Raw genomic sequence first — 12,859 nt, 5'->3', positions numbered from 1 at the left:
GTGCCGGGTCCTCTTACGGGGACCGCCCGCGGGGCCGCATCGCCGGTGCGTCCTGCGGCGGAGCGGTCTGCTCCGGCGCACCCTGCGGTCGCTCCGCCGGCGGCAGGTCCGTGAACCCCTCCAGCAGCGCCACCGGCGGGACGAAGAACTGCGAGCCGGTGACGGCGGTGGAGAAGTCGAGGATCCGGTCGTGGTTGCCCGGCGGCTTCCCGACGAACATGTTCTCCAGCATCTCCTCGGTGTCCGCCGGATCGCCGGAGTAGCCGATGAAGTAGGTGCCGAACTCCTGCGAGCCGAGCGAGCCGAAGGGCATGTTCAGCCGGAAGATCTCACGCGGAGTGCCGTCCGGACGGTCGTCGAGGTCGTTGAGGGCCACGTGGGAGTTCGTCGGCTTCACGGCGTCGTCGAGCTCCACGTCGTCGGCCTTGGTGCGGCCCATCGCCCGTTCCTGCTCCTCGGTGGGCAGCGCGTTCCACGCCTCCATGTCGTGCGTGTACTTCTGCACGTGGACGTGGCTGCCGCCGGCGTAGGGCGCCTGCGCGGGATCCGGTGACTCCGGGATCCGCACCGCGGTCTCCGCATCCTCGTCCTCGGGATTCTCCGTGCCGTCCACGAAGCCCAGCAGGTCGCGGAGGTCGAAGTACCGGAAGCCGTGCACCTCGTCCTCGACCCGGACGGCGTCGCCCAGTGCGTCCAGGGCGAGCCTGGCGAACTCGAAGCAGAGGTCCATCCGATCTGCCCGCAGGTGCAGGAGCAGATCGCCGGGAGTGGAGGGTGCGGTGTGCACGGCACCCCTGACCTCAGGGAACGGGTGGAGGCCGGCGGGTCTGGGTGCGGAGGTGAGTCGGCCCCAGGCCTCGGCCCCGATCCCGACGACGGTGATGAGCTGTGACTCCGGCGAGCGGAAGCCCACGCTGCGGGTGAGGCCGGGGACTCCCGTGAGCACCTCGCGCACCCGCTCCTCGCCGCCGGGGGCGAGGGTGAGGACGAGGAACAGCGAGGCAGGAGGCGGGGGTGTCACGATCTTCTGGGTTGCCACCTGGGTCCTCCTTCTTTTGAGTGATTCCAGTCTAGGCAGTGGTCCGGGGCTGCGCCAGGGAGGGCAGGCGGCTCTCAGTGTGGATAGCCTTGGTGAGCCTCGGGCGGGCCCTCGTGCTGCTCCCCTCGCGTGCCCGCCGGCAGGTTCGCGTCCTCGCACTGCCCGCCGGGAGTGAGGGTCTGCAGCCGGCGCCGCCGGCCCAGCCAGGTGAGCGCGGCGATCACGAGTGCGAGCAGCACGATCGGCACGAGCATGAAGGGGCCGCCCGTTCCCGCCGACCGGTCGAAGCCCGCGTCCATCTCCCCGGCCGCTGCTGCGAGCACGAGGAGGAAGAGGTTGTTGGCGGTGTGCACCGCGATCCCGGCCTCCACGCCGCCGGTGAGGTGGGCGAGGAGCGAGAGGCCCACGCCGAAGGCGAAGTAGTAGGCGATGAGCCAGGGATCCGCCGCGAAGTGGGCGGCGGAGAAGAGTGCCGCGCTCACCAGGGTCCCGACGGCGAGTGCGGCGGTGCGGCCGGGTGCCCAGGCGCCCGCGGCGCGCTGGACGACGCCGCGGAACATGTACTCCTCCGCGGCCGCCTGCAGGGGCGTGGTGAGGACGATGATCACGAGGTAGGCCAGCGCCTTCCCCGTGAGGCTCAGATCCTGGTAGGCCGGGTCGAGCAGGCTCGAGGCCGCGAAGAGGAGGTAGACGGGCCCGGCGAGGGCCGCGGCGATCCAGAACCAGCGGAACCGGAACCCCGGACGCAGGGAATGGAGCCAGGGCACGCGCAGACCGCAGATGAAGCGGTGGGCCAGCAGCGCCACCCCGGCCGCGGCAGTGAGCGAGAGGTTGGTCGCCAGGAGCATGAGCGGGGTCATGGCGACGGCGCCCGGGGCGGCGGGCGCCGTGCCCGTGCGTGCGGTCGCCGCGAACATGTCGATGAGCACGGCGACGAGGGAGAACACGGTGGAGAGCACGAGCACCGCCACGACGACGAGCACGATGCTCACGAGGCCCTTCCACCAGCGCGCGTGCGGAGTGCGATAGCTCGAGGACCAGGGCAGTCCGGGGGGAGGCGTGAGGCGGTCCGCCGGCGGGCGGGCTGCGAACGGTCCGGGTGGGCTCGGCTGCGCAGCCGAGCCGTGCGGCGGGTGAGGACTGTGCGGAGGAGGAGCCGGGGGTGGGTCCGGTGGCAGAGTGCTCATGCTCCTCACCCTATGCGTCCCGGCCGGCCCATGGGTTCGTCCGGGCCGCTCATGCAGGCCCGCTGCTCCTGGTCACCCCCGCCCCGGCGCCGCACTATCGTCTGCTCGACGCCGTCCAGGAACATCGTGAGTCCGAAGGCGAAGTCCTCCTCCCAGCCGGCATCGAACGTGTCGTCCGCCAGCTGGGTCAGGGCGGGGAACCTGCCCGAGGCCATCGCGGCGGTGAAGAACGGGACCTGGTGCTGCCAGAACTCCTCATCCGTCATCCCGCTCTCCTCCGCGGCACCCTGCCACAGGACCTCCTGCCGCACGAGGCCCATGACGTAGGCGTCCACTGCGGAGAGGACCCCCATCTTCTCCCGGTCGCTGAGCGGCAGCCCGTGCAGGCCGGAGAGGCGGAGGTCCATGGCGGCCATGCTGTTGGGGCCCATGACGGGGCGCGTCCAGCTGGCCTGGAGCACCCAGGGGTGGCGGAGGAACATGCGGCGGGTGCTGCGGGCCGCGGCCTCGAGGGCGCTGCGCCAGCCGCGGTGGACGGCCTCGGAGTCCTCCGCCGCAGGGGCGCTGACGGAGTCCAGCATGAGGTTGAGCAGCTCGGTCTTGGAGGGCACGTAGCGGTACAGGGACATCGTGCCGACCCCGAGCTCCCGGGCCAGTGTGCGCATGGAGAGCCCGTCGAGCCCGCCCTCGTCCGCGAGTGCCACGGCGGCGTCCACGATCTGCGGCAGGGAGAGCCGGGGGCGGGGGCCCTTCTCCGGCGCCGGCAGGCCGTGCCACAGCAGCCGCAGGCTGGGGGCCAGGGGGTTCTCCTCGTTCACGTCCGCTCCTGTGGGAGAAGTGCTTGCCTACTGCGGACACCGTACGCTACCTTTACTGCGTGCGGTGTACCAAGAAGGTGGACGGGTGCGCCGCACGGGACCGCACACAGAACGAGAGGGCACCTCATGAGCGCGCGCAGCGCCTCCGGCACGGAACTGGCCGTGGAGACGCACGGACTGGTCAAACGATTCAAGGAGAACATCGCCGTGGACGGGGTGGACCTCGCGATCCCCCGCGGCGGCATCTACGGCGTCCTGGGGCCCAACGGGGCCGGCAAGACCACGGTGATACGCATGCTCGCCACGCTGCTCCGCCCGGACGGGGGCGAGGCGCGGGTGCTGGGACGCGACGTGTTCGCGCAACCCGCCGCGATCCGTGAGCGGATAGCGCTGACCGGCCAGTTCGCCTCACTGGACGAGGACCTCACCGGGATCGAGAACCTCGTGCTGCTCGGCCGGCTGCTGGGATTCTCCGCGGCCGCTGCACGGCGGCGCGGGGCGGACCTGCTGGAGGCGTTCGACCTCGGCGACGCGGCGGGCAGGCAGGTGAAGAAGTATTCGGGCGGCATGCGACGGCGGCTGGACATCGCGGGCTCGCTGCTCGTCACCCCGGAGCTGATCTTCCTCGACGAGCCGACGACCGGTGTCGACCCCCGCAGCCGGAACCAGGTGTGGGACATCATCCGGACGCTGGTGGACGGCGGCACCACGGTGCTGCTCACCACCCAGTACCTGGAGGAGGCCGATCAGCTCGCCGATCGCCTCGCCGTGATCGACCACGGGCGGGTGATCGCGGAGGGCACCCCCGGCAGGCTCAAGGCGCAGGTGGGATCCGGGGCGCTCAAGGTGCGCGTCGTGGAACCCGCGGACCGTGAGCGGGCCGCGGCGATCATGGGCTCCGCCCTGGGCGCGGAACCGGTGCGCGAGGCCGACGAGGCCGCGCTGACGGCGCGCCTGGCCGAGGGGCAGACCGCCGGGCCGGTGCTGAGCGCGCTGGAGGACGCGGGGATCGGGGTCGAGACCTTCGCACTGGGTCAGCCCAGTCTCGACGAGGTCTTCCTCGCCCTCACTGGGCGGCCCGTTGAGCCGGAGGAGAGCGAGGAACCCGGGGCGCGCACGGAGCCTGCGGCACACGCCGAGGAGGCCACCGCCTCGGGCGCGGCCTCCCCTGCGGCCGCACACGAGAACGGAGGAGAGGGACGATGACCGCACAGACCAGCCGGGAGACCGCAGCGCCCGCCGAGATCCGCGGAGTGCTGCTGCGGCCCGAGGACCGGCCGAGCCCCTCGAATCCCCTCAGCGCCTCGCTGACCTACGGGTGGAGGGCGTTGCTCAAGATCAAGCACATCCCGGAGCAGCTCTTCGACGTCACCGTCTTCCCGATCATGATGACGGTGATGATGACCTACGTCTTCGGCGGCTCCATCGGCTCGGCTGTGTCCGGTGCGCAGGCGGGCGGCGACGCCGTGGGCGCCTACGTGCAGTGGCTGATCCCCGGGGTCTTCGCGCAGACCCTCGTGATGATCACGATGTACACCGGGCTCACGCTCAACCGCGACATCTCCAAGGGCATCTTCGACCGCTTCCGCTCGCTGCCGGTGTGGCGGCCCGCACAGCTGGTGGGCGCACTGCTGGGGGATCAGGTGCGGTTCACCCTCGCCGGCGTGATCATCCTCGTGGTCGGGTTCATCATGGGTTTCCGGCCGGAGGGCGGTCTCACCGGTGTGCTGGCGGCGTTCGTCCTGCTGCTCGTGTTCAGCTTCTGCCTGTCCTGGGTGTGGACCGCGGTGGCGCTGCTCATGCGCACCGAGCAGGCGGCGATGGGCGTGTCGATGTTCATCCTCATGCCGCTCACGTTCGTCTCGAACATCTTCGCGCCCACGGAGACGATGCCCGGTCCCATCCGCGCGTTCGCGGAGTTCAACCCGGTCTCCACGGTGGTGGGCTGCATCCGCGAGCTCATGGCCGGCACGTTCGACCTGGGCTCGATCACGATGGTCCTCGTGTACTGCGCGGTGCTCGTCGTGGTCTTCGGGCCGATCTCGATGGTGATCTACAACCGCAAGAGCTGAGAGCTGAGAGCTGAGAGCTGAGGCCGGGCCCTCCCGCGCGGGAGGGCCCGGCGTCCGGCGGCAGGCCTCAGCGGCCGCGGACCGGCTCGCGCCGGCTCAGGTGACGGCCCCGCGGACCTTGTGCTGCGGGACGTCCCAGAGCCGGTCGTCGAGGATCTCGCGCAGGGCCTCGACCGTGTCCCAGACGTCGGCGTAGCCGACGTAGAGCGGTGTGAGGCCGAAGCGCAGCACCTCGGGTTCGCGGTAGTCGCCGATGATGCCGCGTGTGATGAGTGCGCTCATCACGGCGAAGCCCTCCGGGTGGGTGATCGAGACCTGCGAACCGCGTGCGGCGTGCTCCCGCGGAGTGACGACCTCGACGGGGTGGTGCGACAGGCGCGCGTCGACGAGCTCGATGAAGAGATCGGAGAGCGCGAGGGACTTCGCCCGCACGTCTGCCATGTCGACGCGGCCGAAGACGTCGAGTCCCACCTCCGCCACGGACATCGAGAGGATGCCCTGGGTGCCGGTGAGGTAGCGGCGGATCCCGTCCGCCGGGGTGTAGCTGGGCTCCATCTCGAAGGGCTGCCGGTGGCCCCACCAGCCGGACAGCGGCTGGGAGAACCGTGTCTGCAGCGCCTCGGAGACCCACACGAACGCGGGGGAGCCGGGGCCGCCGTTGAGGAACTTGTACGTGCAGCCGACCGCCATGTCCGCGCCCGCCCCGGCGAGGTCGACCTCGAGGGCTCCGGCGGAATGGCAGAGGTCCCAGATCGCCAGGGCTCCTCCGGCATGGATCGCCGCCGTCGTCTCCGCCATGTCGAAGAGCCGTCCCGTGCGGTAGTTGACGTGGGTGAGCACGACGACCGCGACCTCGTCGGTGAGCGCGTTCGGGAATCCGGCGGCCACCTCGGCGTCGTCGACGAGACGGACCTCGTAGCCGTCGCCCAGCTGCTCCACCAGCCCCTCGAGCATGTAGATGTCGGAGGGGAAGTTCTCCCGCTGGGTGAGGATGACGCGGCGCTCCGGGGCGTCCGCGGCCTGGATCCGGCAGGCAGCGGACGCGACCTTGAAGAGGTTGATCGAGGTCGTGTCGGTGACGACCGTGGTGCCGGCGCCTCCGCCCACGATCCCTGCGACCTTCTCGCCGAGCTTCGCGGGCAGGTCGAACCAGCCGGCGTCGTTCCACGAGCGGATGAGGCCGGTGCCCCATTCCTCCGTGATGACCTCCTGCGCGCGTTCGGCCGCACCCGTGGGTCGTGCGCCCAGCGAGTTCCCGTCGAGGTAGATCGTCCCCGGAGGCAGGAGGAACTCGTCGCGGAGGCTGCGGAGGGGGTCTGCGTCATCGAGCCGCACACAGGCCGCGCGGTCGAGGACCGGGGCGGGGGATCCGGCGCCGAGGCCGTCGCTGGGGGTCGTCATGGATGAGTCCTTTCGGTGAGGTGGGTGAGTCTGTCCGTGGTGCTGTCACCGGGGCGGGGCCTGGTGCGGGGACGTGTGCCGAGGTGAGGGCGGTGCCGCACCGGCCTCGGCGGTCTGGTCTGCCGTCCTGCCGGCAGACTCCGCCCCTGCTGCGGCCGCGCGGGCGGCGAGGATGCGGGCCACGGCGGGGTAGCGCAGCACCGTGATGAGGACGCCGACGGCCAGCCAGACGGCGAGGGCGATCCACACCACGGGAGTGAAGTCGGCCGTGAGCAGGGCGATCTGGTAGAGGTTGACGGCGGTGCCGATCACCGCCAGCGTCCAGTGCAGCCATGCCGGGATCGTGAACGGCGCGCGGGCCTGCACCTCGGGCATGACGTAGCGCATGCGCAGCGACACCAGGAGGATGGCGATGAGCATGACCTGCACCAGTGCCGAGGCGGCGGTGCCGATGACGGAGATGTCGAGTCCCGCCAGTGCGGGTGCGATGCCGAGCACGAAGAGCGCGGTGAGGATCCAGTGGGGCGTGCCGAAGCGGGCGTTGACCCTCCCGAACGCCGCAGGGAGCCAGCCGTCGTCCGTGGCCGCGACCAGGCCCTTGGAGCCCCAGAGGAGCTGGGCGTTGAGTGTGGAGACGATCGCGACCATCGCCCCGCCGAGGATGAAGAAGACCCACCAGCCGTGGGGCATGATCTCCGCGGCGACGACGGACAGCGGCTGTCCTGAGACCTCGGCGATGGGCAGGACACCCACGGCGGGAATGGAGATGAGGACGTAGAGGAGGCCCACGATGAGGGTGCCGCCGATCATGGCCAGCGGGATGTCGCGTGCGGGGTTCTTCATCTCCCGGCCGAGCTCCGCGACGCCGAAGCTGCCCATGGTGGCGAAGGTGAGCAGTGCGGCCGCGGACAGCAGCTGGGTGAAGCCGTGCGGGAGCGGCTCGGGGTAGGCGTTCCACTCGATGTGGCCGAATCCGGCGATGATGAAGACGGAGAAGCCCAGCAGCATGAGGACCATGAGCCAGACGCCCACGCGTGAGGAGAAAGCCGCTCCCATGAGGTTCGCGACGTAGAAGACGCTGACGATGACCACTGCGACGACGACCGGGTCGAAGAAGTCCGCGAGGGAGTTCAGATAGATCCCGGCGGAGAGCCCGTAGAGGCTGAGCGCGCACTGCTGCATGAGCGCCAGCCACATGTTGAGGAAGCCGAGGCGCGGGTGGACGACCCGCGCGGGCCAGGTGTAGGTCCCGCCCACCGTCGGCAGGGCCGAGGCCATCGAGGCGTAGGGGATCGAGACGAGGATGATCGTGATCACCGCGATGATGTAGGCCCACGGCGTGCCTCCGCCGGTGATGCCGATGGCCACTCTGGTGAGGGAGACGATGCCGCCGCCGATCACCTGGTTGATCGTCACGCCCAGGGCGCCGGGCAGGCCGATCGTGCGTTTGAGCTGGTCCTGGTTGAGGCTGACTGCCACGGGGGCCTCCGGAGTCGTCGTCCCCGGTCGCCGGTTCTGCAGGCCTCTTCCCTGAGGCGTCCGGCGAACGGTCGGGTCTGCCACATCGTGGCAGATGATTCGGATATGTTGGGATGGGTCCGAAGAAGTGGGGAAATCAGGGAGGAATCTCTGTCATGAATTCGAGCTTGATCGACAATCACCGGCCCGAATCGGCGGATGTCCGACTTGCCGAGGTGGATCTCGCCCTCCTCCGGGAGCTCAGCGCGGACGCACGCATCTCGAACAAGGAGCTCGCCTCGCGGGTGGGACTGGCGCCGTCGACCTGCTCCGGACGTGTGCACGCCCTGCGGAAGCGGGGCGTGCTGCGGGGGTTCCGCGCGGAGATCGACTACGAGATGCTCGGCCTCCACGTCTTCGGGATGATCTCCGTGCGGATGACGCCGGTGGGCCGCTCGCAGCTGGCAGCCGTCATCGAGCGTCTGCTCGGCGTCCCGGAGACCCTCGAGGTCTATCAGATCTCCGGGGACCGCGACCTGCTCGTCCATGTCGCCACCGACCATCCGACGGGGCTGCACCGCTTCATCGAACGGCATCTGTCCGATCCGACGATCGCCCATACGCAGACGAGCCTCGTCTTCGGCCATCACCGCAGCTGAGTTCCGGCCGCCGGACGCGTGCCTCGGGGCAGGGCCGGGTGCTGTGCGTGAGGGCGCGGCCGAGGTGCCCTGCGCCGGCGCAGGGCACGGGACCCCTGGTGCGTGAGGGCTCGGGGTGAGACGGTGGGAGCATGGTCTCCCACAGCTCCCACGGCGACAGCCGCAGCACTGACGACAGGACCGGCGACAACCGCCTCGGGGGCGCCACCAGTCCCTATCTGCTCCAGCATGCGGACAATCCCGTGGACTGGCGTCAGTGGGGTCCGGAGGCGTTCGCGGAGGCGGCGGCACGCGATCTGCCGGTGATGGTGAGCATCGGCTACTCCACGTGCCACTGGTGCCACGTCATGGCGGCGGAGTCCTTCGCGGACCCCGTCGTCGCGCAGCGGCTGCGGGAGACCGCGGTGGCGGTGAAGGTGGACAGGGAGGAGCTGCCGGGGGTCGACTCCGCCTTCATGGACGCGCTGCTGGCAATGCGCGGGCAGGGCGGATGGCCGCTCACGGCCTTCGCCACGCCGCAGGGCCGGCCGTTCTTCGCCGGCACCTACTTCCCCGCCGCACCGCGCCAGGGCATGCCGAGCTTCTCACAGGTGCTCGCCGCCGTCTCCCGCACCTGGAACGAGCAGCGCGACCGTGCGGAGGAGATCGCGGCGTCGCTGCAGGAGCGGCTGGGGCGGATGCAGCCCCTCGACGTGGGGCTGCCCGAGCGCACGGTGGGTGCGAACGGCGGAGAGGCGGCCGTTCCCGAGGCTCCCCTCCCGGACCCCGACTCCCTCACCGCCGCGGTCGAATCCCTGCTCGCCGCGGAGGACCGCGCGCACGGCGGCTTCGGCACCGCACCCAAGTTCCCGCCGTCCATGAGTCTCCTCCACCTGCTCCGCCACCGTGGGCGCGTGCTCGGGGTGAGCGCAGAGGCAGGGGCGGACGGCTCGGAGAGCAGCGGCGGTGCGGAGGGCAGCGGCGGCTCGGAGAGCAGCGGCGGTGCGGCACGTGCCCGCGGCATCGGCGGCTCAGCCGGACCGGGCACCGCGGAGCGCGGCGTGCAGGCGGACGGCGGTGGCGACGGCGCACTGCTGGACGCGGTGCGGCGGGCGTTCGTCGGGATGGCCTCGGGCGGCATGCGCGATCACGTCGAGGGCGGAATCGCACGGTACAGCGTGGATGCGCGCTGGCACGTCCCCCATTTCGAGAAGATGCTCTACGACAACGCCCTCTACCTGCGGGCGGCGACCGCCTGGCACCGCGCGGAGGCGGCGCTGGACCGGGAGACAGCGCTGGACCGGGACGCGGAGTTCGGCCGGGAAGCTGCGCTGGACCGGGAGACGGAGGAGGACGCGGGCCCCCGCGCGGCTCCGTCCGTGGATTCGCGGCACACGCGCCTCGCGGCTCGGGAGGTGCGTGACACCGCCGCGTTCCTCCTCTCCGGACTCCGGTTGCCCAGCGGCGCCTTCGCCGCCGCCCTGGACGCGGACTCCCCCGACGACCGCGGTGAGCATTCGGAGGGCGCGTACTACCTGGAGGCGGACCTGCCGGATGCGGAACCGGGCGGTACGGGCGACGCGCACCGTTCGCCGTTCGCCCTGCTGGAGTCCGTGGAAGCCGCGGACCCTGCGCGTGCACACCCGGTGGGGATGCCCGCGATCCGTGAGTGGGCACGGAGCGGCGTCGGTGCGGACGGAGGCCCTGCGCCCTGGGAGACGCCCGCGGCCGAGGCGGTGCGCGCCGAGCTCTCCCGCCGTCGTGCCGGACGCCGCCGGCCCGCCCGCGACGAGAAGACGGTGAGCGAGTGGAACGCACTCGCGATCACCGCGCTCGCCGAGGCCGGGGAGGAGTTCGCCGAACCCGCGTGGACGGAGGCTGCGGCGCGCGCGTGCGCGGCGGTGCTGTCCGTGAACAGCGCACCGGCGGCCTCGGAACCGACCGCCGGCGGGACGTCACGCGCGGAATCGGCTGCGAGGGAGGAAGCAGGGCCGGTAGCGGACAGGGAGCCGGTCGAGGGACCCGGGTCCGCGTCCGCGGCGGAGGCGCGTCCTGCCGGAGGCGCACGCCCGGCCGGCGGGACTTCCGCGCCCTCACGGCTGCTCCGCAGCAGCACTCACGGGACGCGCGGGCCAGGGGCGGCGACGCTCGCGGACGTCGCGGGGATGCTCACCGCGTGCCTCACGGTGGCCGGCCGAGGCGAAGCGCGTGAGGACACGGAGCCCCGAACGGCCGGGGAGAGCGACCGCGCCCGGGCTGCCGCTGCGATCCCGGGGCTGCTGCGGCAGGCGCTGTCGTTCGTGCGGACGGCGCGTTCCGAGGACGGCCGCGTCCGCACCGTGCTGCTCGACTGCGAGAGCGATGGGATCGTGCCGGCCCGCGGCTCGGACCCACTGGACAGCTCTCAGCCCTCGGGGCGCTCCGCCCTCGTCGAGGCGCTGCGGCTCGCCTCGCAGTGGCTGCGGGATGCCTCCAGCCCCGCAGAGCTCTCCTCCCTCCGCCGTCTGCTGATCTTCTCCGCGCTCCCGGCGATCCAGCAGGCCGCCCGTTCGGTGGGCTGGATGCTGGCGGAGGCGGAGCTGCTCCTCGCGGAGCCGCACCTGACGGAGGAACCGGGGAGGCGCTGAGCAGTGCCCGGCCGCAGCCGCCGGTGTGCGGCGCGGTGTGCGTGCACCCCGGTGTCTCGCGTAGCGTGACCGTATGGCTACTACGACCATCACCACTGACAACCTGCAGTCGACGATCCAGGACAACGACATCGTCATCCTGGACTTCTGGGCGGAGTGGTGCGGTCCCTGCCGCAACTTCGCGCCCGTCTTCGAACAGGCCTCGGACACCCACGAGGACATCGTGTTCGGCAAGATCGACACGGAGGACCAGCAGCAGCTCGCGGGCGCCTTCGGCATCTCCTCCATCCCCACCCTCATGGTCTTCCGCGAGGGCGTGGGCGTGTTCCAGCAGGCGGGGGCGCTCGCCGCGCCGCAGCTGGAGGAGCTCATCACCGGCGTGCGCGGCCTCGACATGGAGGACGTCCACAAGCAGGTCGAGGCACAGAAGCAGAAGCTCGCCGAGGAGCAGGCCGCTGAGCAGTCGGGCGCTGCCGGCGAGCCCGGCCGGACGCCGGGAACCTCTCCCTCAGACCTCTGAGACTGCGCCGCACCTCGGAGGCAGGGCGCATTCATCGCCGGGCGCCGCAGTCCGCAGTCCGCCGCGACCTGTCCGCACCTCGGCCGCGCACCGCAGCCCCGCCGCGTCAGCCGTGGAAGAAGGCCTCCACCGCGTCCCTCAGCGCAGTGAGGTCCGCGATCGCGCACATCTCCCGTGCCGAATGCATCGACCACAGCGCCAGTCCCACGTCCACCGTCGTCATGCCCAGCCGCGTCGCAGTGAGCGGACCGATGGTGGAGCCGCACGGCACCGTGTTGTTCGAGACGAACTCCTGGTACTCCACCCCGGCGGCCTCGCACGCGCGTGCCCACACCGCCGTGCCCACCGCATCGGTCGCGTAGCGCTGCTGCGCGTTGATCTTCAGCAGCGGTCCGCCGCCCAGCCGCGGCCGGACCACAGGGTCGTGATGGCCCGGATAGTTGGGATGCACGGCATGGCCCGCGTCCGAGGACAGGCAGACGGACCCCGCCAGCGCACGCAGGTGCTCCTCACGCGAGGCCCCCAGCGCCAGGGAGATCCGCTCGAGGACGTCTGCGAGGAACGGGCCCGAGGCGCCGGACCGGGTCTCCGAGCCCACCTCCTCGTGGTCGAAGGCGGCCAGCACGGCGATGGAGTCCAGCGTCTGCGGGGACGCGGCCTCGAGCGCGCTGGTGCCCGCCCACACGGAGGAGAGGTTGTCCAGGCGCGGTGAGGCGAGGAACTCGCTGTGCGCGCCGAACAGCGCGGGCGCCTGCACCGGGAAGGTCACGGCCTCCACTGCGGCGACCTCGGAGACCGCGACCTCTGCGGACTCCGCGAGCAGCCGCAGGACGAGGGAGGCCGGCTCCGCGCCGTCCGTGCCCCAACCGTCCTCAGCACCCTCAGTGGTCGCAGTGCCTCCCGCGGCCTCGGCCGGCCCCACCATGTCCGCCAGACCGATCACCGGCTGAGTGTGACGCTGCCGGTCCAGCGTGAGCCCCTCATTGCCCTTGCCGACCAGATATATCGCCAGCTGCGGGATGCGGGCGATGGGCCCGTTGCGCGCCAGCACCGTCGAACCGTCGCACAGCACCAGGCGGCCGGCCAAGCACAGCTCGCG

Annotated in this window: 11 protein-coding genes; 5 read left to right on the top strand and 6 right to left on the bottom strand. The window is 71.5% G+C overall.

The annotated features are described in order from the left end of the window. Nucleotides 1-13: 13 nt before the first annotated feature. The 3 genes from Q0A33_RS09450 to Q0A33_RS09440 form a co-directional block, all read right to left on the bottom strand. The gene (locus Q0A33_RS09450; RefSeq protein WP_291795442.1) at nt 14-1,039 is read right to left on the bottom strand and encodes a Dyp-type peroxidase; all 1,026 of its coding nucleotides are present in this window, start codon (nt 1,037-1,039) and stop codon (nt 14-16) included. Between the two features lie 74 nt (nt 1,040-1,113). Next, nucleotides 1,114-2,031, bottom strand: a complete 918-nt coding sequence (locus Q0A33_RS09445; RefSeq protein WP_291795439.1) for a type II CAAX endopeptidase family protein — start codon at nt 2,029-2,031, stop codon at nt 1,114-1,116. Nucleotides 2,032-2,231: 200 nt separating this feature from the next. Continuing rightward, a complete protein-coding gene (locus tag Q0A33_RS09440) occupies nt 2,232-3,044 on the bottom strand; it encodes a TetR/AcrR family transcriptional regulator (protein ID WP_291795438.1) in 813 nt (270 codons plus the stop codon). 126 nt (nt 3,045-3,170) lie between these two features. Between Q0A33_RS09440 and Q0A33_RS09435 the strand changes: the two genes are divergently transcribed. Both Q0A33_RS09435 and Q0A33_RS09430 read left to right on the top strand, forming a co-directional pair. Continuing rightward, complete coding sequence (locus tag Q0A33_RS09435) at nt 3,171-4,250, top strand: ATP-binding cassette domain-containing protein (RefSeq protein WP_291795436.1); 1,080 nt, start codon at nt 3,171-3,173, stop codon at nt 4,248-4,250. Further along, on the top strand, nt 4,247-5,116 hold the full coding sequence (locus Q0A33_RS09430) for an ABC transporter permease (protein WP_291795434.1): 870 nt from the start codon (nt 4,247-4,249) through the stop codon (nt 5,114-5,116). The genes Q0A33_RS09435 and Q0A33_RS09430 overlap by 4 nt, the downstream gene beginning before the upstream one ends. A gap of 96 nt (nt 5,117-5,212) precedes the next feature. On the opposite strand, the gene kynU is transcribed toward Q0A33_RS09430, so the two are convergent. Both kynU and Q0A33_RS09420 read right to left on the bottom strand, forming a co-directional pair. Next, nucleotides 5,213-6,517 carry a kynureninase gene (kynU, locus tag Q0A33_RS09425; protein ID WP_291795432.1) on the bottom strand — a complete coding sequence of 435 codons (1,305 nt, stop codon included), beginning with the start codon at nt 6,515-6,517 and terminating at the stop codon, nt 5,213-5,215. A 45-nt stretch (nt 6,518-6,562) separates the two neighbouring features. Next, nucleotides 6,563-7,996 carry an APC family permease gene (locus Q0A33_RS09420; protein WP_291795429.1) on the bottom strand — a complete coding sequence of 478 codons (1,434 nt, stop codon included), beginning with the start codon at nt 7,994-7,996 and terminating at the stop codon, nt 6,563-6,565. Nucleotides 7,997-8,151: 155 nt separating this feature from the next. On the opposite strand from Q0A33_RS09420, the gene Q0A33_RS09415 reads away from it, so the two are divergent. From Q0A33_RS09415 to trxA, 3 genes are all read left to right on the top strand, one after another. Beyond that, nucleotides 8,152-8,634, top strand: coding sequence for an Lrp/AsnC family transcriptional regulator (locus tag Q0A33_RS09415; protein WP_291795425.1), 483 nt, complete (start codon nt 8,152-8,154; stop codon nt 8,632-8,634). A gap of 131 nt (nt 8,635-8,765) precedes the next feature. Continuing rightward, entirely contained in the window at nt 8,766-11,240 is a 2,475-nt protein-coding gene (locus Q0A33_RS09410; protein ID WP_291795421.1) for a DUF255 domain-containing protein, read from the top strand. Nucleotides 11,241-11,313: 73 nt separating this feature from the next. Continuing rightward, entirely contained in the window at nt 11,314-11,760 is a 447-nt protein-coding gene (gene trxA, locus Q0A33_RS09405; protein WP_291795418.1) for a thioredoxin, read from the top strand. Nucleotides 11,761-11,866: 106 nt separating this feature from the next. Here trxA and Q0A33_RS09400 read toward each other — a convergent pair. Next, nucleotides 11,867-12,859, bottom strand: a 993-nt coding sequence (locus tag Q0A33_RS09400) for a M18 family aminopeptidase (protein WP_291795415.1), incomplete at its 5' end; no start/stop codon positions are given.

Origin of the sequence: Brevibacterium sp. (genome assembly GCF_022712115.1) — a bacterium.
Lineage (GTDB): Bacteria > Actinomycetota > Actinomycetes > Actinomycetales > Brevibacteriaceae > Brevibacterium > Brevibacterium salitolerans.
Note: the sequence above shows the minus strand (reverse complement) of the source record. Positions and strands in the feature narration are given on the sequence as shown.

Bases quoted from the DNA above. Each gene is read 5' to 3' on its own strand.
- Q0A33_RS09435 (WP_291795436.1), top strand. From the start codon at position 3,171: ATGAGCGCGCGCAGCGCCTCCGGCACGGAACTGGCCGTGGAGACGCAC.
- Q0A33_RS09430 (WP_291795434.1), top strand. From the start codon at position 4,247: ATGACCGCACAGACCAGCCGGGAGACCGCAGCGCCCGCCGAGATCCGC.
- kynU (WP_291795432.1), bottom strand. From the start codon at position 6,517: ATGACGACCCCCAGCGACGGCCTCGGCGCCGGATCCCCCGCCCCGGTC.
- Q0A33_RS09415 (WP_291795425.1), top strand. From the start codon at position 8,152: ATGAATTCGAGCTTGATCGACAATCACCGGCCCGAATCGGCGGATGTC.
- Q0A33_RS09410 (WP_291795421.1), top strand. From the start codon at position 8,766: ATGGTCTCCCACAGCTCCCACGGCGACAGCCGCAGCACTGACGACAGG.
- trxA (WP_291795418.1), top strand. From the start codon at position 11,314: ATGGCTACTACGACCATCACCACTGACAACCTGCAGTCGACGATCCAG.